This is a genomic window from Nocardia sp. NPDC051321 (assembly GCF_044455225.1).
Classification (GTDB): domain Bacteria; phylum Actinomycetota; class Actinomycetes; order Mycobacteriales; family Mycobacteriaceae; genus Nocardia.
The window spans coordinates 468359-491746 of sequence record NZ_JBITEM010000008.1; the positions used below are offsets into that span (position 1 = coordinate 468359).

Here is a 23388-nt window from a genome sequence, read left to right on the forward strand (position 1 = left end):
CCGTGTCGCCCGTTCCTATTGCCCTGACACCGCCGCCGCAGGATATGCGCCGACGTCGGCGCGAGTCGAGGACCGCATGGCTGTTCATCTCGCCGTCTGTTCTGGTCATTCTCGGCTTGAGCATGATTCCGGTGATCTGGTCGATGCTGTTGTCGTTTCAAGCCAACGACTTGGTCACCCCCAGTCGCTGGGTCGGGATGGACAACTACAGCGCTCTGTTCCAGGATCCGAATTTCGGTCAGGCTGTACGGAATACGCTGATCTATACGGTGTTGTTCGTGCCGCTGAGCATCGCCCTCGGGCTGGCTCTGGCGCTGGCGCTCAATCGACGCCTGCGGCTGGTAAGCCTGTATCGGACGCTGTTCTTCGTGCCGTTCGTCGTGTCGGCGACCGCTCAGGGCGTGTTGTTCTCCTTCATGCTCGACCCGCAGGTCGGTGTGGCGAATTCGTTGCTGCACCGCGTGGGGCTGTCTCCGCAGGGCTTCCTCACCGACCCTGCACAGGCACTGTTCGTCCTGATCGCGATTACCTTGTGGAGCGGGTCGGGGTTTTGCGTCGTGGTGTATCTGGCCGCGCTGCAGGATGTGCCGCAGACCTTGCTCGAGGCCGCGCGTCTCGATGGCGCCGGTCGCTGGAACCTGCTGCGGCACATTATTTTTCCCACGGTAATGCCGGTGACGATGTTCCTGCTGGTGTGGCAGACGATCACCGCGCTGCAGGTGTTCGACCTGGTGTATGTATCGACCAAAGGAGGCCCGCTCGGCGCGACGACCTTGATCGTCTTCTTCATCTGGCAGCAGGCTTTCCGTAACTTCACTGCGGGCTACGGTGCCGCGGCGGCCTATGTCCTCGCGGTTGCCCTGTTCGGACTAGGCCTGGCACGACGGCTCATGGCGCGTCGCCGCTCGACGGAAGGGAATTTGCGGTGATCGCCCACGCGCACAGTCGTATTCGATTGCCGTCCAACGGTGCTGCTGCTCGTCGGCTCCGGCTGCCGTTCAGTGCGTGGCACTTGCTGCTGGCTCCGTTAGCGCTGCTCTTCGCGGTGCCGCTGATCTGGTTGACGCTCAGCTCGGTGATGACCGACGCGGAGATCAACAAGTTCCCGCCAACGCTGTGGCCCTCGGGGGTTCATCTCGACGGCTACCGGTTCGTGTTGTCGAACGCCAAGTTCCCGACCTGGTTCGTCAACTCGCTGATCGTCTCAGGTACCGCGGTCGTCTCGAATCTCGTCTTTGGAACGCTAGGCGGATATGCGTTCGCTCGGATGCGTTTCCTCGGGTCGCGAACGATGCTGGTGATGATGCTGGCGACGCTGGTCGTACCGTTCCAGCTCACGATGATTCCGACATTCATCGTGATGAAATGGCTTGGCCTCATCGACACCCTCGGCGCGCTGATCGTGCCGGCCCTGGTCACGCCGTTCGCGGTGTTCTTGATGCGGCAGTTTTTCCTGTCGCTGCCCCGTGAGCTGGAAGAGGCAGCGTGGATCGATGGCTGTTCGACGTTGCGCGTGTTGTGGCAAATCGTGCTGCCACTCTCGCGCCCGGCGCTGAGCACCGTCGCCGTGCTGACCTTCCTGACCACGTGGAACGACCTGACCTGGCCATTGATCGCCATCAACCACGACAGCACCTACACCCTGCAACTGGGCATGACGACCTTCCACGGACAGCATCAGACGCACTGGTCTGCGGTGATGGCGGGCAACGTGATCACCGTGGCGCCCGTGCTGCTGGCGTTCCTCGGTGCGCAGAAGGCGTTCATCGAGTCCGTAGCCGGTAGTGGGCTGAAAGGATGACCATGATCGACCTGCTGGTCATCGGGGATGCCAACCCCGACGTGATCGTCGGACCGCTGGCTGAACCGCTGGAATTCGGTCAGCGAGAACAGCTTGCGTCCTCCGGGGTGCTCACACTGGGCGGCTCTGGGGCGATCATGGCCTGCGGCGCCGCTCGCCTCGGACTGACCGTCGCTTTCGCCGGCCGCGTAGGGGCGGACGAGAGCGGGCGATTTGTGCGAGATTCCCTTGACGCGCACGGGGTGGACACCTCGGGCCTGATCACCGACCCCGGGCTGGCGACTCCGCTCACGGTGGTGGTCACCCGTGACGACGACCGGGCGATCGTCACCGCGCCCGGGACGCTGTCGGCGACCACCACGGCCGATGTGCCGCGCGCGCTACTGCGGAGCTGCCGGCACGTCCATGCCGCGTCGTACTTCCTGATGCCCGCACTGGCTGCCCAGCTTCCGGCTCTGTTCGCCGAAGTCCGGTCGCTGGGACACACCACGTCCCTCGACACCAACGACGATCCGGCCGGGCGGTGGCAGGTGCCGGGAATGTACTCCGAGGTCGATTTTCTTTTGCCCAATGCCGCCGAAGCCATGCGGTTGGCCGGCGCGGACACCGTCGAAGCCGCGGCCATCGCACTTGCCGGGCACGGCCCGACCGTGGTGGTGAAGGACGGTGCCGCCGGAGCGCTGTCCTACGACGGCCGGAATCTGTTGCGTACCAAAGGAATACCTGTAATAGCAGTGGACAGTGTCGGCGCCGGCGACAGCTTCGACGCGGGCTTCGTCGCCGCAACCCTCGCAGGCAGCACGGCACAGCGGGCGCTCGAGATCGCGGCGATCTGCGGGGCACTATCCACGCGCGGCATCGGCGGCACGACCACTCAACCGACCTGGGACGAAGCGATGGCGACGTGCCACGGAATGGAAAGAATCCATGACTAAGATTGCATTCGTCGGCGCGGGTAGCGTCGAGTTCACTCAGGGATTGCTGGCGGATCTGCTGGCATTTCCCGAGCTACAGCAAGCGCATATCGCGTTGCACGACATCGACCAGGAACGGCTCGAAACTGCCGAGGCGGCCGCGAAATTCATCGCCGAGGCCCGCGGCGCCGCCCCGAACATCACCGCGCATACCAACCGGCGTACCGCGCTGGACGGCGCCGATTTCGTCATCAACACTGTCCAGATCGGCATGGGCGCGGCCACCGAAATCGACTTCGACATCCCGGCCCGCTACGGCTTGCGCCAGACGATCGGTGACACCCTCGGGATCGGCGGCATCTTCCGTGGCCTGCGTACGTTTCCTTTCCTGAAGGCGCTCGGCGCGGACATCGCGCAGGTGTGCCCGCAAGCGTGGTTGCTGAACTACACCAACCCGATGGTGATGAACGTGCAGTACCTGCGCGAGGTCACCGGTCTGACCCGCGTTATCGGGGTGTGCCATTCGGTGTACTGGACCATGCGGGGACTCGCGGAGCTGGTCGATGTGCCGTTCGAGGAGGTGTCCTACCGTGCGGCCGGGGTGAACCATCAGGCTTGGGTGCTGGAATTCACCCGTGCCGGGGAGAACCTGTACGACCGCCTCGATGCATTGATCGAGAATGATCCAGAACTGCGTCGCCGCGTGCGCGTCGACATGTACCGGCGGCTGGGTTACTACCCGACCGAGACCAGCGAGCACTCGGCTGAATATGTGCCCTGGTATCTGCGCCATGGCAGTGAAGTGCAGCGGCTGCGGATACCTGTTGGTGAGTACCTCGGCATCGTGGCCGAGAACGTCGCGGTATACGAACTCACCCGGCGTTTGCTGGCCGAAGGAAAACCGCTGGAGGTGCAGAACACGATGGAATACGCACCCCAGATCATCCACAGCATCGTCAGCGACACACCTCGAACCGTGTACGGCAATGTCCCGAACCGCGGCCTGATCACCAACCTGCCCGACGGCATCGTCGAAGTTCCCTGCGTCGTCGACGGATCAGGCGTGCACCCCCAACCGATAGGCGCACTTCCGCCGCAATTGGCGGCCTTGAACCGGGCCTACCTGAGCATGACGGAACTGGTCGTGTCCGCCGCGGTTGACAACGAACCCCGCCACATCCGGCACGCGGCGATGGTGGATCCAGCCACCGCGGCGACGTTGACGGGGGAGCAGATCTGGGCCCTGTGCGATGAGATGGTCCAGGCTCACTCCGGTCTGCTGCAACCCTCGTTGCGCGGCACATTGGTGCCCTGAACTCGGACTACTCCGCAGGCTTCGGAAAGGCGGTCCCACAAATGAACCGGCACGCGCGCCTGATCACGCTGCTCGAGCTCATCACCTCGCAAGGGCATGCCGATGTCGACGACACCGCCAAAAGGTTGGGTGTCTCCACTATCACGATCCGCCGAGACCTCAATTGCCTGCACGAACGCGGACTCGTGTGGCGCACACACGGTGGGGCGGTCGACCGTTCGGGCGCACTCCAGGATGTAGGCAGCGGCCAGAGTTCGAGTAAGCAGCGCATTGCTCAGGCGGCCGCGGACATGGTCGCGGCCGGTGCCACCGTGGGTCTCAACGGCGGTACCACGACCCTCGAGGTTGCCCGCGCGATCGCGAGCAGGGCGTCGCGGATGCCCGAGGACCGTCGTCGCGTCACTATCGTCACCAACGCCATCGCCGTGGCCGGAGAGCCGACGGTCTGCGGGGGAGTGAAACTTGTGGTGACCGGTGGGATGGCACTGCCGGACTCGATGGAGTTGACCGGATCGGTCACCGGCGACACCCTGCGCCACGTGGACCTCGATCTGGCGATACTCGGAGTCGATGCGTTCGGCGTCGAGATCGGGGCGCGAACGCGCTGTGCAGCCGAATCCAGCATCGGCAGACTGATGACGACTCGGGCTCGCCGAGTCGTCATCGTCGCCGCCAGCCCCAAACTCGTCGCCGAAGCCGAGGCGTTGATCTGCCCGGCGAGTGCAGTCCACGATCTCATCACCGACCGTGCCGCACCTGCAGACCTGCTCCGCCGCTTCGTGGACATAGGCGTCGCTGTGTACGTGGTGTAGCCGCGGCTGTTCCGCGACCTGGGCCAGCTCCGTCGAGTTCGCACGCATCATCTTGGACTGGTTCGACGGCCCGTAGTGCACGCCGCGATTCCACGTGGGGGTGGCTGCCGAGCATGGTCGGCAGCACGATCCGTTCTCCCGCGGACTGCAATTCGGCCGTTAGCGCCAGTGGGTAACTCAGGCCGCGATACATCGCGTCGTCCGACCAACTCGGTCAGCGCGCCTGCCGCGGCACACGGTAGTCGGTGCGCCGAACTATCGGTGAGGCTGATCGGGTGTGTGAGCCTCATGTTTCATGGCAGCGGTTTGTTGTAGATCATGAAGTCGCAGGGTGTGGCCAGCAGCGGGGCCAGGTGCGGATAGTCGTCTTCGAGAGCACCGCGGCGGACGACGCGATAGCCGATGCGGGTGTACCACTCGGCGAGGAACTTCTTCGCCGGATGGGACCAATCCCTTGGGACGAGAAGTTCCAATTGCATGGTGTGAGCACCGTTTTCGGCGCTGCGCCGTTCCGCGAACCGGACCAGCTCGCGCCCGATACCCGTACCACGCCGACCAGGTGCGGCGACCAGCATGCCGAACTCCCCGCGCCCGTCGCCCAGCCGCTGAATCCGCACCGAGCCCACGAGCTCCCCATCGAGATCGCGGGCAACCGCGATCTCACCCGCCGCGACGAGATCCGCCACCTCCGTGTGCGTGGTGCGGGCGGCGCCGTCCATCCATATCCCTGCCTCGGCGACCTCGTACACCTGATTGATCAGCGCGGTCAGTTCGGCAACCAGCTGGTTGTCCGAAGCCGCTGCGCTCGGAAGCATATCGATGCGAACCACGGTACCTCCACATATGCGGGTGCGTCTGAGCGCACCTGGCTATTTCATGTTTCTATAACCCGAGCGTCGGCCACGTTCACCGTCTCGGGGAACAAGTTCAAACCACGCCGCCACGGCATGGTCAAGCGGTGTCAGCAGCAGGCGTCGGCTGCTGCCTCGATGCGGGCGCCGATGAAAGTAGCCGGAGATGGAACCCCGTTTATCCATCGTCGGCGCCCGCCCCTTCGACAGGCTCGGCGGCTGGTCAGTCCAGATAGACCGGCAGTGTCGCGTGGCCGTTGGAGATGAAGCTGCTGGTGTGCGCCAATTCCGTTGGGTCGACGGCGAATCGCAGGTCGGGGAAGCGTTCGAATAGTGCCGGCAGCGCCATCATGGCTTCCAGCCGAGCCAACGGAGCGCCCAGACAGTGGTGGGCCCCATGCCCGAAGGCGAGGTGCCGGTCCCGGGTGGCGCGGTGCAGGTCGAACTCGTCGGCCGTCGGCCCGTGCACCTTCCAATCGCGGCCGGCGCTCGCGAAGGAGGCCAGAATCGCGTCGCCTTTGGGAATTCGGACGCCATCGACGTCGATGTCGATGGCGTAGCGCAGTGGCAGGTGGGCTACCGGCGCCTGGTAGCGTAACGCCTCCTCGACCACGTACGCCCACGGCACCCGCCCGTCGAGCACCTCGGCGAGCTGGTCGGGATGGGTCAGCAGCGCGGTGACGGCCTGATCGAGCAAGTTCACCGTGGTCTCGTGCCCCGCATTGAAAATCAGCTTCAGCGTGTCGATCAGTTCCTTCTCCGTGAGCTGCGAACCGTCCTCGTCGCGGGTGGCGATCAGCACGCTGGTGATGTCCTCGCCCGGATGCTCCCGCCGCAACGCCACCAATTCGCTGAGTAGACCGGACATTTCGAGAGAGTTGGCCTGCTGCTGCTCTCCGGTGCTCGAGGAGTCCAAGAAGATGTCGGTGCATTTGCGCAGGGCCGGGGCCAAATGCTCGGGCACGCCGAGCAATTCGACGATCACCTGGATCGGTACCGGGTAGGCGTAGCGCTCGCGCAGGTCGATCGATTCGCCCGTCGGGGTGGCCGCCAGCTCGTCGAGCAGCTCGCGAGTGATCTCGGCGATGCGGGGCTTCAGCGCGGTGGTGCGGCGATGGGTGAAGGCCGGGGAAACCAGCTTGCGTAGCCGCCGGTGGTCGAGCCCGTAGGCGGTGAACATGTTGTTAGCCGCCACCCATGGCAGTAGCGGCCACGCCTCGGTGATTTCACTGTTGATGAACGCCGGCCAGTGCTGGCGGGCATCCCTGGACACCCGTGGGTCGGCCAGCAGGTGTTTGAGCACGGCGTAATCGGTGACCGACCAGGCGGACACACCGCCGGGTAGATGTACCAGCGTGACCGGCCCGCGCTCGCGGATCCGCGCGGATTCCCCTTGGATATCGGCCCCTAACGGGTCCAGGACTATCGGCTCGTGCTGCATCGACGCAGCCTCCTTACATGGGCAGTAACCGGTCACCGCGCTCGCGCGCCGGATACTCGACAGTCCAGCCCACGCCGTCACGGCACGGTCAAGTCGCAATCGGACGGCTGCGTCTGGTCTCGTGGCCGGCGAACAGCAGCAGGAACGCGATACCGGTCAGCTGAGCGATGCTGAGGTCCTCGCCGCGAGTCAGGTCGGACAGTATGTCTTCGCCTGGAACGACGCGTTAGCGCGCAACCAGTTCGGCCAGGTAAGTGGGCACTGCACCGTAGGCGGTCACCTTCTCCTCGAGCTGTTCATGCGTCTGACGGTGAAGGCGCCGGTGAGCGGTTGATCAGCAGGCCCTGCGGCAGTTGGCTTCTCGGCTGTTGGAGGCGTCAAGAAATAGCGACGTGCCGCTTTCGTCGCCGCACGGGCATCGGCGATAAGTGGTTCAGTATCAATCCGAGGAGTTGCGTGGCAGGCCCATGGTTCTGGTCAGCAGCTTGTCCATAGTTCGGGCCGGCAGCAGTCGCTTCAACACGATAGCTATTCGTGCGTCGGTACCGACGAGGTATCGCGGTCGGGGACGGCGCGCGGTGAGCACTCGCTCGACGACGGCGGCGACCCGCTCCGGCGCTCCGGCCCCGGCCTCTACCTTTTTGTTGAACTGGATGGCGGCATCCATCACCTGGCCGTACCGCCGCTCTGCGGTCTCGCCCATGATCACGCGGTCTGTCTGCACCGTTGCCTCGGCTTTGGCCCGGTTCCGCGATTTGAAGCTACCGGGGTTGACCACGACGACGGGCACACCCCATGGCGCCAGTTCCTGACGTAGCGTGTCCGCGATCGCTTCAACGGCGAACTTCGAGGCGCTGTAGGCGCCGAGAAGAGGGGTAGCGACGAGACCGGCGGTCGAACTGATCATGACGAGGCGTCCACGTCCAGCCCTGATCGCGGGCAAGAACGCCTGGGTCACGGCTAGGACCCCGACAACGTTGATCTCCAGCTGCTCGCGCAAGCGGTCGAGGGGTATGTGCTCCATGGGTCCGGAAAAGGTGACTCCAGCGTTGTTGAGCAAGCCGCTCAGCGGCCCGACATCCTTCGCCACCGCAGCCAGCTGCGCAGCGTCGGTGACGTCCAGTGCTACCGGCCGGATGCACGGGTGGACTGGCGCGTCGGCAATTCGCCGCACTCCAGCCACAACCTCATGCCCGCCCTCAGCGAGTCTGACGGCGACCGCTCGACCGATACCGCTGGACGCACCCGTGACGAGGAATTTCATTGCTGACCTCTAGTTCGATATGCGTGCTGGATGGACCGGCATTCCACCATGTCGGTCCGGGTCTGGCAGTGACCCGGACCTATCCACGGATCGTTCAGGGCCGCTGAGACAGGAACTCGTCGAGTACGGCTGCGCCTCGGACAGGATCTTGCAGCATCCACCAGTGGCCCAGGCTCGTGAGCGTCGCGATGCGGGCGCCCGCCCGTTGTCCGCTGCGCGTGCGTTGGTCGACGGTGCCGACGAAGGGGTCTTCGGTGGGGATGATGCACAGGCCGGGGCGCGCGGCGGCTTTGTCGATGTCCTTGCCCACGATGGCCATTGCGGGCTGCGCGGCCGAGCGATACAGCGCCAGAATGGCACGGCCCATCTCCGCGGTTTGGGCGGCCGCGACCGTCGTCGCCACTGCGGCGGGCATGCCGAACCGACGGTTGCTCTCGATCCGCGCCTCGCGTGGCGCTTGCATCATGGCATCGACCTGTTTCTCGCCCTCGCCGGGCTGCTGCCAGACCTGAGCGAGGGAGTGCCACACATAGTCCGGGTCCAAACATCCGATGGCGTCACTTGCCCAGCTACGCAACAGGTCCGGGCGGTGTATGGCGACGTTGAGGGTGTGCAGGCCGCCCCAGTCGTGCCCGATGAGGTCGACCGGCTCACCGATCATCTCCAGCTCATGCGCCAGCCAGTCGCGGTACTCGGGCATGGTGGCGCCGAAGCCGTCCGGCAGCCGTGCGCCGAAGCCGGGTGGGGACAGGCAGATCGTGTCGTCGCGACCCAGCTCGGATCTCAGTGGGCCCCAGATGGCATCGCTTTCGGGAACCCCGTGCACAAAGACGATCGTCATGATTTCAGCAAACACCCAGCCGTAACGGCACACTCAACCCCAACTCCGCACAAGCAAAGGGGTCTGCGCGGCTCGAACTAGCGGTGCCCTCCCGCACGGACACCACCGGTTGCCGAGCCCAGGAGAGACGAGATGACCCTCATCAGCCACCATCGAAGTCATCGACTCCACCGGAGGAGTTCTAGCCACCGGTGGTTACGCGCACGCACCGAAACCCTGTGCCGGATACACCGACTGCTCCTCGAGTTGATTCCTGGCGGGGCCAAGAAGTTCCGAATCTTCGATGCAAGCGCGGGCCCTGATCGACACGATCACACTCCAGGGCGCGGTCGTCAGGATTCGTCTGCGGTTGGTCGAGGAGCTGATAGAGGAACTCGAAGCCACGACCGCAGAATCAAGGTCGCGGGCAAAGAACTGCGCCAGCTGGTCACCGAGCGCGGATCGACCATGATGGACCTCAACGGCATCGGCCCCTCCTCAGCGGCAAGGCTCTTGGCCGATACCTAGCGATATCCGCCGGTTCCGCAACCGGGACCGCTTCGCGTCCTTGGCTGCTGCGGCGACCCGCTGATCAGCGCGGCCTCGATTGTGAGCTGGTCCGATCCGCGCGCTGCGCTGGTGCCAGAGGCTCATGTGCTGGCTGGTCGAACGACGGTGCACCGCAAAGAGTTTGCGAGGGAGGCGTTCCCGGTCTGGCCCGACCTCACTTCCGCTGAATCGGCTTACTGGACGGGCACCGATCTCGCGGATTACGAGTGGCGCCCCGGCCCGATAGTGCAGGATGGTGCCCAGTTCGTCGGGAGCATCCGCCTCGGCCAAGCGGTCGGCTTCATTGCAGCCGCACACCTTTTCGCGGTACCCCGCGTCGGGATCAGCGTCATTCCTTCGGTCGTCGGACTGTCGCCCAGCGAACTCTGCATCGCTTGGGCCGCCAACGTGACCTCTCCCGACATTGCGCGTTTCGTGCGGGATGCCAGTCGAGAGTTCGCGTCGGCTGCCGTTTCCGCCGCTGGGTTGGGTTAGACGTTGTTCGGTTCGACCCGTGCAAGTGCGACAACGCTGCGGGGCTTGGCGTAAGCCCCTTGACTTACCTCCAAGTAGTCCTTGAAGTATGTTTTCCGCAAGATGACGTCGCGGTATTCGACGAGGTCGTGCCAACCTTCCGACAGCACGAAGACGCGGGGGTCAGCCATCGACTGGCCGACGTTCAAGTAGATACAGTTCGGTTCGGCCCGCGCAGCGGGGAGGACTTCGCGCAGGGCGGCCAGAAACGACTCCTGGTGCTCGGGCTTGATGGTCAATGTGACGTTTATGAACAGCGGCACTCCGGGCTCGGTAACCGCCCAAAGACCCGATTCCTGCTCCTGCTCGGTTGTCACAGCGTCACGTTCGTTCAACTTCTCCGACTCCTTCGAAATACTTGAACGGCCGCGGAATCGAAGAGTATCTGCCCGCGACCTGTCGATAGATCCAGAACACACCCAGCCGCAGGGGCACAGTCAATCAGGCGGCGTGTTCAGGTCGACGTGCTCCGAGCCGCATGACCATTTGGACGGCACCGCTGATGTGGTTGGGCGGGAAGAGGTTTGGCGTGAGAAGGAGTGGTAGGCGCGTCGTAATCAGACTGCCGAGAGTGCTGGGCGTAACGAAAACCTGAGCCGGGACTGTGAATTCGATATCCGAGTTGAGAGTTGACTGTGTCGTTACGGCACGGTGTTTCCTCGGATCGAGGCGAACGACAATGAGAGGCAGGCTTATTCGTGACGGTAGTCGAGATCCGGCGGGTGATGGCCGGTGAACCGCAGACGGTGTATGAACTGATCGCCGACGTGACTCGGATGAGCGAGTGGAGTCCGGAATCGGCGGGAGCGGAGTGGCTTACCGGTGAGCCGGGCGCCGTCGGATCGGTCTTCCGGGGCGATAACCGGCGCCCGTGGTTCAAATGGAGCACGATCTGTACGGTCACGTCCGCCGATCCCGGAAAGCGTTTCGCCTTCGCCGTCCGCGCCTCGGGCCGGCCGGTGGCGACGTGGGAGTTCGAGATCGTCGCGCGGCCGGGCGGGTGCGAGGTTATCGAGCGGGTCGTCGACCTGCGCAGTTTGTTCGTCAAGATGTTCTCGGTGCTTACCACTGTCCATGGACGCCGCTCGGTGCGCAACCGGTGGACGATGGAACAGACCCTGGCCGCGCTGGCGCGTGCTGTGGAGCACTGAGCCGAGACGAATCGGGCGGCGTGGGCCTGCAGGGTGGTCAAGTGCAGGCGGACAGCGCCGAGATGTCGGTGCCGGAATCGACGAACGAGGATCAGCGCGGCGAATTCCGGCCGCAGGGTGACAGCGGCGTAGGCGCCGGGTTGACCATGCCGCAGCGGCAGGGTGTGCACTCCCACAGGCGGGCGTCCCCGTGCGACCGCGGGATGGCAGCTCCGAGACGTCATCACCGGCAAGAACGGTCGGGGCGTGGAATTGAAACAGCGTTTGGGAGTGAGGAATTGATGTGGAGTCGATAGTGACCGAGTGGGAAGATCTGCCGACCAATTGGGGGAAATGGGGCGAGCGCGACGAGCGGGGCACCCTGAACCTGATCACCGCGGAGGTACGGGCCGCAGCGGTTGCCGGGGCCCGTAGCGGGCGGACCGTTTCGATCTCGCGGCCCATGCCTGCCTCGCCACTGGTCGCCGGGCCCGGCGCGCCCCTGGGTGCGGACTCGGTCGGGGTACTGCAGGCGGGAATGTTCAAGCGGGGACGCGATGGTGGTGCGTGGTGGTTGGGATTATGCGGCGAGCCACGCCTCGCGCATCCCGGGCCTGACCCTCGACGCGGTCGCCTGGATGCACCGGCACGACGTTGCCGTCTACGCCGGTGACATCGGCGACGCGCGCCCGCCGGTCGACCCCCGCCTACCCGGTCCGTTGCACCGAGTGGGCCTGGCTCGCCTGGGAATGCCGCTGATCGACGTCGCCGACCCACCGAGCTGGCGGCCGTCTGCGCCGAGGAGGGGCGAGCCACCTTCCTGTTCGTCGCCGCGCCCCCGCGGCTCACCGCAGCGAGCGGCGTGCCGGTCAACCCGCTCGCCATCTTCTGAAGAAAGAGACTACGAAATCAGCGGAATCCGAAGCCACGGCGTCCCAACTGCAGGAACGTAATTCGGTCAACAGGTGCACCAGCACCGGAAAGTAGGAACAAGTGGACGATCTCAACGGCAGGACGGCATTCATTACCGGCGGTGCGCGCGGAATCGGTCTCGGGATAGCGCGGGCTTGCGCGCGAGCTGGTACGACACTGGCATTGGTGGACATCGACGAGGAGGCGCTCGCTCACGCGAAGACCGAGCTGTCGGGGCTGACCAGGACCGAGACCTATGTTCTCGATGTTCGAGACCGCCAGGCGTACACGCGCATCGCCGATCGAGTCGAATCCGAGCTCGGCACCGTATCGCTACTGTTCAACAACGCCGGTGTGTACGACGGTATTTCGCCCGCCAAGATGAACTACGCCCTGTGGGACTGGATGATGGGCGTCAATGTCGGCGGCGTCTACAACGGCCTTCAAACATTCATTCCACGCATGATCGAGCAGGACGGTGACTGCTACATCGTGAACACCGCCTCGGCGGCTGGATTGGCGACGGTCGGGACCGGATTCCTGTATCACGCTTCGAAATACGCCGTCGTCGGCCTGAGCGAGTCGTTGCGAGCGGAGCTGGCTCGTTTCGGTATTGGTGTGAGCGTTTTGTGTCCAGGGCCGGTCGCCACCGATATCGTCCACAACACCCAGCGGTTGCGACCTGAGCACGCTCCCACGCACTCGCAAGGGGGCGCTGCTGTGCTCGAGCGAGCGCACGAGAGCCTGAACAGCCTCGGGATCTCCATCGACGCCGTCGGGCAGATGGTCCTCGACGCGATCCGCGAGAACCGTCTCTACATTCACACCGACGAGGCCGTCGCTGCGGCCGTCAAGGCACGGACCGAGGCCCTTCTCAGCGCGTTGCCCTCGGTCCTGGATGCACGCCGCGGAATGAGCGCGGGTACCGACGAGCGAGTTTGAACCACGCGACCGAAGTGGCGGAAGTGGTATGAGCGCACGTTGAGAAGCACTGTCAGACAATCATTTCGGACCTTCTTCAACGAAACGCAGGATCATATCGCGGTGTCGTTGAAACAACTGGTCAAGCACACTTGAGATCAAGACCGGGCCCCTGGCCTTGCTGATCACCTCATGAGGGGTGATGCGATACGCCGGATTGCTGCGATGCTCAACGTCGACCAGGCCTGTCCGGTGGAGCGACTCAACCAACGCCGACTTTCTTGACGTGCGGCGGAAGGGGGACTGACCACGAGTGTAAGTAGTAGGAGGAAGATGAAAATAAATACGAGAGCCAACCACGCCTTGCCGACCGATGACGGGCACAGGTTGCACTCACCGAGGTCGGCACCTCATTCTGAACGCCGTGACCTCTGGACGGTATCGGCTATGCAGCGGACACCAGACAGTTCATGACGTCCGACGCTGGATACACCGCTGGTTCGCTCTCTGTCTGTCTTTGCTGCAACCAGAAACGGAGTTCGCCGCTGCTCCATGAAGGCCCAGACATCCATTCCTACCGGCAGGTCATCCCACAACGCCTGATGCATTCGCCATGCGTAATCGAGTGTTGCCTGGTGCAACTCGCGGCTACCGAGGATGTCGATGCACTTCTGTCGGCACCACATGCGGTGCATCGCTGCCCGCGCTTGGTGTTCGTCGAAGCCGTTGCGCTGGTATTTACTCGTCGGACCCGGCACCTACTCGATGATCTGGATACTGGACTGGTTCGAATCACTTGCCACCGCGGCCTTTCCCAATCCTGCTGGCTGGGCGTGCCAGGCATGGTCGTGATCTTCGCAGCATGCACCGCATCCCGTATCGGCGAGGTGTCGGGCTGCCGGGTTCAGGACATCGACACCGACGAATGGATATGGACACTGCGCCGCCAAACCTCGCCAGGGCCCGGTGGTCTGACGGACAAGGGCACGAAAGGCAAACGCGCCCGCAGAATTCCGATCATCGAGAACATTCGGCCGATGGTTCTTGGTCGGATCACTGCGTCGAACGGCAAAGCGGATGCGCGGCTATTTGTCGATCCCCGCAACGGCCGGATTCAGACCGGAGTGCTCCGACGCGCTACCCGCTGGCCCGACGTCGTCGCCAAACTTGGATACGAACACCTCCGCCGTCACGATCTGCGCCACACCGGGCTCACCTGGTTCGCGGACGCGGGAGTTCCGTTGCATCGACTTCAGCAGATTGCCGGGCACACCGACCCGCGGATCACCCAGCGGTACCTGCATCCCGATATCGCGGCTTTGCAAAACGGCGGTGACTTGCTGTCGCGGTTCCTGACCATGGCGAACAACGGACCTCAGCTGCCAGAGCTGCCCGCTCGCATGGGTCAGGCCGATTGGTCCCCAAACGGTCCTCAACTCCGAGTGGTCGAATAAAACGAAACCCCTCCGACCGAGGTCAGGAGGGGTTTCTCTCTGTCGGGCTGACAGGATTTGAACCTGCGACCACCTGACCCCCAGTCAGGTGCGCTACCAAGCTGCGCCACAGCCCGCTTCGCGCCCATTGCTGGGCGCTCGAAGAGATTACCTCAGGTGAGCCCGGGGGAGCGAATCGCCTGGTGAGCGGCGTGGCGGAGGGGTGGCGGGTGGCGTGAATCCTGGTCGGGCGCAGTGGGTGTGACGGGGGTCCGATGGCGGGGGTCGATTGGCGGCAAGCAGTGGGGGCATTCCCGACTGTACGAAAGTGCCGGGCCCTCGGGTGCCGGCGGAACCGAAGGAGACGGCGAGTATGAGTCGGGAGCGGCGACTGGTCGAGGCGTTTGTGCAGCTGGCGGACTCATTGGTGGAGGACTACGACCCGGTGGATGTGGTGCAGGAGCTGCTGGATCGCGCCGTCGACCTGCTACGCGTCGATACCGCCGCGGTGTTGCTGGCCGGTCAGGATGGTGAGCTGAAGGTGCTGGCGTCGACGAGTGAGGCGACGCGCTGGCTGGAGTTGTTGCAGATTCAGGCGCAGGATGGGCCGTGTGTGCAGTCGTATCGCCAGAGCGAGCGGGTGATCGTCGAGGATCTCGAGGAGGCGCGCGACCGGTGGCCCGCGTTCGCCAAACAGGCTCTACTGGACGGTTTTCAGTCGGTGTACGCGTTGCCGCTGCGGCTGCGCATGGACCGGGTGGGCGCGCTGAATCTGTTCAGTGCCGGCGAGGAGCAGCTGACCGAGGATGATCTGCATATCGGGCAGGCGCTTGCCGATATCGCGAGCATCGCCATCCTGCAGGCCAGGCTGCTCGCCGACCATAGAACGGTCAACGGGCAATTGCAGTCGGCGTTGCAGAGCCGCATTGTCATCGAGCAGGCCAAGGGCATGCTGGCCGCGCACGGCGATCTCGATCCTGAGGCCGCGTTCGATGCGCTGCGCGGCTACGCGCGCCGTACTCGAGGGCGGCTGCCGGATCTTGCTCGTGCCGTGGTGGACCGCACCATCGACGCGAGCAAGATCCTCGGCTGAACTCACATGCGTTCGTGCACGGTCAGTAGCAGGTGGTCGAACCGGGTGCGGAGTTCGACCATCGGCCCGTCCAGCCTGGTGACCTCGGATACGAGCTGGGCGGCCAGCGCGCGCAGCTTGGCGCCGGTCTCCTGGGAGCGCCAGATGAGCACCCGGAATGCCTGCTCGGCCGTGATCCCGTAGATGAGCATCAGCGCGCCTTTGGCCTGTTCGATCTCGGCCCGCGTGGAGTACAGCTCGGGTAGCGCGCCGTCGAGGGTTTGCTTGCGGTCTTCTTCGAGTGCGTTGGTGATGTCGACGTAATACCCTGACGTGCCGACGATGGCGCCGTTGTCGTCGGCCATGTCGTCGCCGACGACCAGGACGTGACGCACGCACCCTTTGGTGTCGATGATCCGGTGGCGGCTGCAGAACGGCTCGCCTGTTTCGACCGTTCGGGCGATGGTGTTCGCCACTTGCTCCCGGTCCTCGGGATGCTTGTGCGACAGCAGCAATTCGGTGGACGGCTGTACCGCTCCCGGCTGGTAACCGTGGATGAGCGCGACCTCGTCGGACCATTCCCAGCGCTGATCGGCCAGCCAGAAGCGAAAGGTTCCCGCGCTTTGCGCCCGGCCCGCGCCGAGCACCTCCTCGACCGGTCGAGCCGTCTCGGTCCCGATGGCACCGACGAGCGGTGCGTTCGACGTTTCGTCGCCCCCGTGTGCGACGTCCGGAACATCAACAGACTGATCCAACAACCTGCCCCTCTCGACCTAAGACCGACGTCAGTATCGAATTCGGTCGGCTGGCAGGGTCTGGGGCAGCGCGTTCCGGTCGACAACAGTACCTGGGCGCACCGACAGTTCGTCGGCGAGGCAGCCGGAAATCGTGCTATGGGATCCAGGCGGCGGGGGAGCTGTCGATCCGCTGGGTCGAGCGAGGTTGTCGCACAGCGACTCTCCGGTCACCCGCGCCGGGCGACCGTCAGCACGTCCGGCACGAACGGGGCAGGGAGCGGCCTGCGCACCGCGCGCTGCTCGGTGATCCGGAATCCGGCCGCCTCGACCAGCGACCGCATCGCATCGGGTGACGGAAAATATGCGACATTTTGCATCGACGTCGGCTGCAACAACTGCGCGAACCGGTGGCGCGGATTGATCAGCACGATCGCGAGTAGCCCACCGAGGGAGAGGATCCGGTGAAACTCCGCCAGCGCGGCCGGATGGTCGAAGAAGTGAAAGGCGTGCGTCGAGACGACGGCATCGACCGCACCGTCGGGCAGCCCGAGATCCTCGGCCCGGCGGTTGACCCAATTCACTGAACTGGAGCGGGCTTTCGCCTGTCGCAGCATGCCGACAGAGGCGTCGCAGCCGTACACCACGTCGGGCTTCAGGTCTTGTTGAATGCGAGATGCGAGAATCCCTGTGCCGCAACCGACATCGGCGATCTGGCGAACATCACTCTGCCGCAGCTGCGCGATGATCTCGTCCTGCGGTGGCCGGTAGGCGACCCGCTGCACCACGGGGATGTCGTAGGCCCTGGCCAGTCGATTCCAGCCGTGGGTGACGAGGCTGTTGAAGGCGCGGGTCGGTGCGTGCGACATGGCGGCTGACATCGTGTCCCCTTTAGGAAGCTTCGGCGGCGGTGGCACTCAACGGTTTCGCGATGTCCTCGAGCGAACGACCCTCCGCCTTCACTCCGTACGCCAACTCGACCACTCCGGCGGCGAACATCGCGGCGGCCCCGATGGCGAAGGCCAGCGCGGTCTTGCCCGGGTCGCCGTCGGCGGCCAGTTTCGAGAACACCAGCGGCCCCGCCACGCCACCCGCTACGGTTCCGATGGCATAGAAGAACGCGATGGCCATGGCGCGCGTTTCCATCGGAAAGATCTCGCTTACCGTGAGATACGCCGCGCTGGCGCCACACGAGGCGACGAACAGCACCGCGGTCCAGCATGCGGTGAGCGTCACCGCCGACAACACCCCGGCCGCGAAAAGCCAAGCGGTGCCGAACAAGAGCATCGCGGAGCCGATATAACAGCCCGCGATCATCGGCTTGCGCCCTACCGTGTCGAACAGCTTGCCGAGCAGCAGCGGCCCGAGGAAGTTGCCGAAACAGATTACGGCGAAGTAATACCCGACCCGATCGTCGGCCACGTGGAATGACTTCGACAGGATGAGCGCGTAATTGAACGTGATGGCGTTGTACAGAAACGCCTGCCCGATGAACAGCGAGAGGCCGAGCACGCCGCGCTTCGGATACTGCCGCACCATCACCTCGGCGATCTCGCGGAAGCTGATGGTGCGCCGCTGGTGAATCTCGATCCGCTGATCCGACACATCCTCGAGCTCGCGTCCGGTGTCGGCGCGGACCTGCCTTTCGATGTCGGCGACGGTTTCCTCGGCGCCGTCCTCCCGCTCATGAATGAACATCCACCGCGGACTCTCCGGCACATGGCGGCGGACCACCAGAATGATCAGCCCGAACACGGCGCCGAGCGCGAAGGTCAAGCGCCAGCCGATGTTCGCCGGGAACAGGTTGGTGTTGAGCGCCACGATCGACAGCAACGAACCGCCGACCGCGCCGAGCCAGAACGTCCCATTGATGACGATGTCGATGCGCCCCCGATACTTGCGCGGGATCAGCTCATCGATCGCGGAGTTGATCGCCGCGTACTCACCGCCGATGCCGAATCCGGTGAGGAAGCGGAACAGGATGAACCACCACATCGAAAACGACAGTGCCGTCATCGCTGTCGCGAACAAATACACCGCGAGCGTGATCAGGAACAGCTTCTTGCGGCCGAATCTATCGGTGAGCCAACCGAAGAACAGCGCGCCGCAACCTGCCCCGGCGACATACATCGCCGCGGCGAGCCCGGAAACCTGTGCGGCGGTGATGGTTATGCCGCTACCAGGTTCGGAAAGCCGACTCGCCACGCTGCCGACGACGGTGACCTCGAGGCCGTCGAGGATCCAGACGGATCCGAGCCCGATCACCACCATCCAATGCCAGCGCGACCACGGCAATCGATCCAGCCGCGCCGGAATGTCGGTCGATATTGTCTTCACAGCCCACCCGCCTTCGGTCAGTGCGGAGCGATTACCCGAGGTGTTGGCAAATATTCAGAGCAGTGTGATGCTGCCGTTCGGGCGGTCGATGCGCGGTCGCACCCTAGTCGCGGATTGAGCTACGCTGCGCCGAAGTGAAACGTGTTACAGAAAGTGGCCGCGCGATGAAGGTGATGTTCGCACTCTGGGGTATCGGCGATCTTCTCACCGACGAACTGACCGCCCGCCTGACGGCCGCCGGAACCGTGGCCGTGCAGGCGAATATCTCCGACGCCGCGGTAGCGGACGCGATGTTGCGGCTGACCGCCTTCGACGAACCGGTAGCGGCGGTGGTCAGCGTGTGGCTGCCGAACCGGCGTGAAACCGATGCCGTCGCAGCCGTTCTCGCCTCGGTCGCGAAGCGGGTCGCCGGTTGGCAGGTCGAGGAGACGCGGCCGATCGAGCCGCCCCTCGTTCCGCTCCGCGAACGGGCATCGGGCCTGGCCAACCTGGCGTTCCTGCGCCGACCCGACACCATGTCGCATGCCGAATGGCTACATCGTTGGCGCGACCAGCACACCGAGGTCGCCATCGCCACCCAGGCGACCTTCGGTTACGTCCAGAATCTCGTTCTCGAACCCATCACCGACGCGGCCCCCGACGTCGCAGCCATCGTCGAGGAACTGTTCCCGATCGAGGCTCTCACCGACCCGCACGCGTTCTACGGCAGCGCGCGCGACAACGCCGAACTGACGCGCCGGATCGAACGATTGATGAAGAGCGTCAACACCTTCGGCGCCGACCGAGACATCGATGTGGTGCCGACCAGCCGCTACCTGCTGCGCTGAGACAATCCCGCGGCGTCGATTGCCGCCACGGAAGTACGCAACGCCGAGCGGGCGGCGAGAACGGCGGGGTGGTTCCCAGTACCGCGCCGATATGCCAGTAGGGTCCGCCGCCGCGTCGCCAGCGGCGTCAACGTGACCTCCGCCGGACACGTCAACGCGCCGAGCTCCGGAACGAGCGCCACCCCCTGCCCGGCCGCGACGAGCGCGAGCACGGTGCCGAAGTCGTCGGCATGATGCCGAATCCGGGGCGTGAATCCCGCTGCCTGACAGGCGCGCACGGTCATCGTGTGACACAACGTGTCGGGAGTGCCTGCGATCCAGGAGGTTTCGCGCCATGACGCGAGCGGCTCGCCGGAAAGCGCGGCCAGGTAGATGGTCTCCTCGAGCAGTGGCTCGGTATCCAATGCCGGATCCGGCTCGACGGGCACATAGTCGTACTCCTGAATCAGCGCGACATCCAGGGTTTCCGCGCGCAATGCGGCGGGCGCGGTCGCCGGGTCCAGTTCGGTCACCATCAGCTCGAGACCGGGATGGTCCCGGCTCAACGCGACGAGCGCGGGGGACAGGATCGTCCGGACCGCGGTCGGGAACGCCCCGATCCGCAGCGTTCCGGTCAGTTCGGCACGGGTGGTGGCCAGCTCGGCGGCCGCCTGCTCGAGCACCGCGAGAATCGTCTCAGCGTGCTCGACGAGTGTGCGCGCGGCCGGGGTCAGCGTGACGCGTCGTCCGGTCCGCTCGAGCAACGGCACTCCTGCCTCGCGTTCCAGCGCGCTGAGCTGCTGGGAGACGGCCGAGGGTGTGTAGGCGAGCGCGTCGGCGACAGCGGCGATGGTCTCGCGATGCGCCAGCTCGCGCAGCAGCCGTAACTTGCGAATATCGAGCATCAGTCGATCTTATGCTCGACTGTAGAAACGTGAACTAGACCTGAAGGTTCAATCTGGTCAAGCTCGTACTTATGACGCTCGCAGGCTTATTTGTCCCCCTTGTCACGCCGTTCACCGTTGACGGCGCGCTAGCCGCCGACGCGCTGGAAGGACTGGCGCACGCGGCCTTGGCCGACGGTGCGACCGGACTCGTCGCGCTCGGCACCACCGCCGAAGCCGCCACCCTGAGCGCCGTGGAGCGCGCACTCGTCGTCGAGATCTGTGCCCGCGTATGCCGAGAACGCCACGGCCAGTTGATCGTCGGCGCCGGCTCGAACTGCACGGCCGACTCGATCGAGGCGGTCACCGCGCTCAGCCCGCACATCACCGCGGCGCTCACGGTCGTCCCGTACTACACGCGGCCCTCCGAGGCGGGCGTGCTCGCCCACTTCCGGTCGCTCGCCGACACCAGCCCCGTGCCGTTGGTCATCTACAACATTCCGTACCGCACCGGCCGCACGCTCAGCGCCGACACCCTCCGTCAGCTGGCCGGACACCCGAACATCATCGGCGTCAAACACGCCGTCGGCAGCATCGACGACACCACTATCGAGCTGATGCGAACGCGCCCAGCCGATTTCGCCGTTCTCGCGGGCGACGATCTCTACCTCGCGCCGCTGCTCGCCCTCGGCGCGGCAGGCGGCATCCTCGCCTCCTCGACCCTGGTCACCGGGTCGTTCGCCGCCCTCATCGCGGCCTGGCGGGACGGTCGGCTCGACGAGGCCCGCGCCCTCGCCCACCGCCTCGCCGGGCTGTCCGCAGCCTTGTTCGCCGAACCCAACCCAACGGTCATCAAAGCGGTCCTGGCGGCCCAGGGGCGCATCCCCAGTCCGGCGGTTCGGCTGCCACTGCTGCCCGCCAGTGACCTCGCCACAGCAGCCGCTCTGGCCGCGTTCGAAAATTGTGCTGCCGAATTGCCAGAGAAATTGCTGGTGTAGGAGGCGAAGAGGTGGAACGCTGAAGCGGTGACTCATCCTCCGGATAATCAGGCGACGGGGCCTGACCCAACCGCCGACAAACTAGACCCGGCGGTCTTGAAAGTAGCAGGCGTGGTCGTGCTCGGCGCGATCATGTCGATCCTCGACATCACCGTCGTCAATATCGCGCTCCCCACCTTCCAAGCCGAATTCGAGACGAGCTACGCCATCGCGGCGTGGACGATCACCGGCTACACCCTCGCTCTTGCCACCGTCATTCCGCTCACCGGGTGGGCAGCGGACCGGTTCGGCACCAAACGCCTGTACATGGCGGCGTTGACATTCTTCGTACTCGGGTCCGTGCTGTGCGCCACCGCATGGAACATCGAGTCGCTCATCGCGTTCCGCGTGATCCAGGGCATCGGCGGCGGCATGCTGATGCCGCTGGGCATGACGATCATGACGCACGCGGCAGGCCCGCAGCGCGTCGGCCGGGTGATGGCGGTGCTCGGCGTGCCGATGCTGCTCGGCCCGATCTGCGGCCCGATCCTCGGCGGTTGGCTGATCGAATTCCACTGGCAGTGGATCTTCCTGATCAATGCGCCGATCGGCGTCATCGCGCTGGTGCTTGCCTATGTCGTGTTCCCCGCGGACAAGCCGGAGCCGTCGGAGTCGTTCGACTTCCTCGGCATGCTGCTCGCCTCGCCGGGACTCGCATTGTTCCTGTTCGGTGTCTCGTCCATTCCGGGCGAGGGCACCGTGATCGCGACAAAGGTGTTGCTGCCAGCGATTATCGGCGCCGTTCTGATGGTTTTGTTCGTGTTCCACGCGCTGCGCACCGAGCATCCGCTGATCGATCTGCATCTGTTCCGCAACCGTTCGCTGACCTTCGCGGTACTCACCATGGTGCTGTTCGCCATCGCGTTCTTCGGCGGCGCGCTGCTGCTGCCGACGTATCTGCAACAGGTCCGTGGTGAGTCGGCGCTGCAGGCCGGATTGCTGCTCATCCCACAGGGTTTGGGCGCGATGGTAACCATGCCGGTCGCCGGAAAGCTGGTCGACAAGATCGGGCCGGGGAAGATCGTGATGGTCGGCATCACGCTGATCGCGGTCAGCACGGTGTTCTTCACTCAGCTCACCGTCGACACGTCGTACCCGCTGATGCTCGGCGCGCTGTTCGTGATGGGTCTCGGGATGGGCTGCACGATGATGCCGATCATGACCGCGGCCATCCAGACGCTGAGTCATCAGCAGGTCGCCCGTGGGTCGACGTTGATGAACATCGTCAACCAGACCGCCGGTTCGATCGGCACCGCGACCATTTCGGTGGTGCTGACCAACTTCCTGAACAACAGGGAATTCGCCAAGCCCGCGATCGCGGCCAACGCCAATCCGGAGTTCGCGAGCAAGCTGCCGCCCGGCGTGCTGGAGACTGGATTAAGCCAGGCCGCAACGGCATTCAGTCACACCTACATCGTGGCGCTGGTGTTGATCATCTGCACCCTGATCCCGGCGTTCTTCCTGCCGCGGACCAAGCCGAAGAATCCTGATTTGACCGACGCGGTTGCCGCGGTTCACGTTTAGCGATCATGCGCCGAGATCGCCTGTCCAGCAGGTGATCTCGGCGCATGGTTATCAGCTGGAAAGGTCGTCGACGGTGGCCGCTTCGTTCCTGGACAGGTTGATGCCCAGGTTCGCCGCGGCGCGGTCGAGGTCCTCATCGTCGCCGTCGCGCAACTCGATGGCGAGGCCGTCGGACGACAGCACCTCGACGTTGAGACAGAGCGACTGGAGTTCCTTGAGGAGCACCTTGAACGACTCCGGAATGCCCGGCTCCGGAATGTTCTCGCCCTTGACGATCGCCTCGTAGACCTTCACGCG

General features: G+C 64.7%; 23 protein-coding genes, 1 tRNA gene and 1 pseudogene. 13 read left to right on the forward strand and 12 right to left on the reverse strand.

Annotation, left to right across the window (positions count from 1 at the left end; genetic code table 11):
- Positions 1–2: 2 nt before the first annotated feature.
- Genes ACIA8C_RS21785 through ACIA8C_RS21805 form a run of 5 tightly spaced genes read left to right on the forward strand, consistent with a single transcriptional unit; the run spans position 3 to position 4842 of the window.
- Complete coding sequence (locus ACIA8C_RS21785) at positions 3–929, forward strand: carbohydrate ABC transporter permease (protein ID WP_397137372.1); 927 nt, start codon at positions 3–5, stop codon at positions 927–929.
- Positions 926–1801 carry a carbohydrate ABC transporter permease gene (locus ACIA8C_RS21790; protein WP_397137374.1) on the forward strand — a complete coding sequence of 292 codons (876 nt, stop codon included), beginning with the start codon at positions 926–928 and terminating at the stop codon, positions 1799–1801. Before ACIA8C_RS21785 ends, ACIA8C_RS21790 begins: the two co-directional genes overlap by 4 nt.
- Positions 1798–2736: a carbohydrate kinase family protein gene (locus ACIA8C_RS21795; protein WP_397137376.1), complete on the forward strand. Its 939-nt coding sequence runs from the start codon at positions 1798–1800 to the stop codon at positions 2734–2736. The genes ACIA8C_RS21790 and ACIA8C_RS21795 overlap by 4 nt, the downstream gene beginning before the upstream one ends.
- Positions 2729–4030, forward strand: coding sequence for an alpha-glucosidase/alpha-galactosidase (locus tag ACIA8C_RS21800; protein ID WP_397137378.1), 1302 nt, complete (start codon positions 2729–2731; stop codon positions 4028–4030). The genes ACIA8C_RS21795 and ACIA8C_RS21800 overlap by 8 nt, the downstream gene beginning before the upstream one ends.
- Positions 4031–4071: 41 nt before the next feature.
- Positions 4072–4842 (forward strand): DeoR/GlpR family DNA-binding transcription regulator, encoded by a 771-nt coding sequence (locus ACIA8C_RS21805; RefSeq protein ID WP_397137380.1) that lies wholly within the window; start codon positions 4072–4074, stop codon positions 4840–4842.
- Between the two features lie 293 nt (positions 4843–5135).
- Here ACIA8C_RS21805 and ACIA8C_RS21810 read toward each other — a convergent pair whose 3' ends face one another.
- From ACIA8C_RS21810 to ACIA8C_RS21830, 5 genes and pseudogenes are all read right to left on the reverse strand, one after another.
- A complete protein-coding gene (locus ACIA8C_RS21810) occupies positions 5136–5672 on the reverse strand; it encodes a GNAT family N-acetyltransferase (RefSeq protein WP_397137382.1) in 537 nt (178 codons plus the stop codon).
- A gap of 244 nt (positions 5673–5916) precedes the next feature.
- Positions 5917–7134: a cytochrome P450 gene (locus tag ACIA8C_RS21815; RefSeq protein WP_397137384.1), complete on the reverse strand. Its 1218-nt coding sequence runs from the start codon at positions 7132–7134 to the stop codon at positions 5917–5919.
- Positions 7135–7249: 115 nt separating this feature from the next.
- Positions 7250–7426, reverse strand: a pseudogene (locus tag ACIA8C_RS21820) (cytochrome P450); the annotation flags it as partial.
- 147 nt (positions 7427–7573) lie between these two features.
- Positions 7574–8398: an SDR family NAD(P)-dependent oxidoreductase gene (locus ACIA8C_RS21825; protein WP_397137386.1), complete on the reverse strand. Its 825-nt coding sequence runs from the start codon at positions 8396–8398 to the stop codon at positions 7574–7576.
- 94 nt (positions 8399–8492) lie between these two features.
- Positions 8493–9239 carry an alpha/beta fold hydrolase gene (locus tag ACIA8C_RS21830; protein ID WP_397137388.1) on the reverse strand — a complete coding sequence of 249 codons (747 nt, stop codon included), beginning with the start codon at positions 9237–9239 and terminating at the stop codon, positions 8493–8495.
- Between the two features lie 588 nt (positions 9240–9827).
- Here ACIA8C_RS21830 and ACIA8C_RS21835 point away from each other — a divergent pair.
- Complete coding sequence (locus tag ACIA8C_RS21835) at positions 9828–10262, forward strand: hypothetical protein (protein ID WP_397137390.1); 435 nt, start codon at positions 9828–9830, stop codon at positions 10260–10262.
- Here the strand turns inward: ACIA8C_RS21835 and ACIA8C_RS21840 are convergent.
- Positions 10259–10636 carry a putative quinol monooxygenase gene (locus tag ACIA8C_RS21840; protein WP_397137392.1) on the reverse strand — a complete coding sequence of 126 codons (378 nt, stop codon included), beginning with the start codon at positions 10634–10636 and terminating at the stop codon, positions 10259–10261. The two genes, ACIA8C_RS21835 and ACIA8C_RS21840, sit on opposite strands and share 4 nt — an antisense overlap.
- Positions 10637–10999: 363 nt before the next feature.
- Here ACIA8C_RS21840 and ACIA8C_RS21845 point away from each other — a divergent pair, with 363 nt between their 5' ends.
- The 3 genes from ACIA8C_RS21845 to ACIA8C_RS21855 all read left to right on the forward strand — a co-directional run bounded on the left by ACIA8C_RS21845 (position 11000) and on the right by ACIA8C_RS21855 (position 14718).
- Positions 11000–11452, forward strand: coding sequence for an SRPBCC family protein (locus tag ACIA8C_RS21845; RefSeq protein WP_397137394.1), 453 nt, complete (start codon positions 11000–11002; stop codon positions 11450–11452).
- Between the two features lie 972 nt (positions 11453–12424).
- A complete protein-coding gene (locus ACIA8C_RS21850; protein ID WP_397137396.1) occupies positions 12425–13285 on the forward strand; it encodes an SDR family oxidoreductase in 861 nt (286 codons plus the stop codon).
- Positions 13286–13734: 449 nt separating this feature from the next.
- On the forward strand, positions 13735–14718 hold the full coding sequence (locus ACIA8C_RS21855) for a site-specific integrase (protein ID WP_397137398.1): 984 nt from the start codon (positions 13735–13737) through the stop codon (positions 14716–14718).
- Between the two features lie 42 nt (positions 14719–14760).
- Here the strand turns inward: ACIA8C_RS21855 and ACIA8C_RS21860 are convergent.
- Positions 14761–14834: transfer RNA gene (locus tag ACIA8C_RS21860), tRNA-Pro, on the reverse strand.
- 236 nt (positions 14835–15070) lie between these two features.
- On the opposite strand from ACIA8C_RS21860, the gene ACIA8C_RS21865 reads away from it, so the two are divergent.
- Positions 15071–15790, forward strand: a complete 720-nt coding sequence (locus ACIA8C_RS21865; protein WP_397137401.1) for an ANTAR domain-containing protein — start codon at positions 15071–15073, stop codon at positions 15788–15790.
- 2 nt (positions 15791–15792) lie between these two features.
- Here ACIA8C_RS21865 and ACIA8C_RS21870 read toward each other — a convergent pair whose 3' ends face one another.
- The 3 genes from ACIA8C_RS21870 to ACIA8C_RS21880 form a co-directional block, all read right to left on the reverse strand.
- Positions 15793–16524, reverse strand: a complete 732-nt coding sequence (locus ACIA8C_RS21870) for a PAS and ANTAR domain-containing protein (protein ID WP_397137403.1) — start codon at positions 16522–16524, stop codon at positions 15793–15795.
- Positions 16525–16733: 209 nt separating this feature from the next.
- Entirely contained in the window at positions 16734–17384 is a 651-nt protein-coding gene (locus tag ACIA8C_RS21875; RefSeq protein ID WP_397137405.1) for a class I SAM-dependent methyltransferase, read from the reverse strand.
- A gap of 10 nt (positions 17385–17394) precedes the next feature.
- Positions 17395–18840 (reverse strand): MFS transporter, encoded by a 1446-nt coding sequence (locus ACIA8C_RS21880; RefSeq protein WP_397137407.1) that lies wholly within the window; start codon positions 18838–18840, stop codon positions 17395–17397.
- A gap of 134 nt (positions 18841–18974) precedes the next feature.
- On the opposite strand from ACIA8C_RS21880, the gene ACIA8C_RS21885 reads away from it, so the two are divergent.
- Complete coding sequence (locus ACIA8C_RS21885; protein WP_397137409.1) at positions 18975–19667, forward strand: hypothetical protein; 693 nt, start codon at positions 18975–18977, stop codon at positions 19665–19667.
- Here the strand turns inward: ACIA8C_RS21885 and ACIA8C_RS21890 are convergent.
- Complete coding sequence (locus tag ACIA8C_RS21890; protein WP_397137411.1) at positions 19652–20551, reverse strand: LysR family transcriptional regulator; 900 nt, start codon at positions 20549–20551, stop codon at positions 19652–19654. The two genes, ACIA8C_RS21885 and ACIA8C_RS21890, sit on opposite strands and share 16 nt — an antisense overlap.
- A gap of 71 nt (positions 20552–20622) precedes the next feature.
- Here ACIA8C_RS21890 and dapA point away from each other — a divergent pair, with 71 nt between their 5' ends.
- On the forward strand, positions 20623–21528 hold the full coding sequence (gene dapA, locus ACIA8C_RS21895) for a 4-hydroxy-tetrahydrodipicolinate synthase (RefSeq protein ID WP_397137413.1): 906 nt from the start codon (positions 20623–20625) through the stop codon (positions 21526–21528).
- Positions 21529–21555: 27 nt separating this feature from the next.
- Positions 21556–23091 (forward strand): DHA2 family efflux MFS transporter permease subunit, encoded by a 1536-nt coding sequence (locus ACIA8C_RS21900; RefSeq protein WP_397137415.1) that lies wholly within the window; start codon positions 21556–21558, stop codon positions 23089–23091.
- A gap of 51 nt (positions 23092–23142) precedes the next feature.
- Here the strand turns inward: ACIA8C_RS21900 and ACIA8C_RS21905 are convergent.
- Positions 23143–23388 (reverse strand): hypothetical protein (locus ACIA8C_RS21905; RefSeq protein WP_397137417.1); only part of this gene is annotated, 246 nt, incomplete at its 5' end.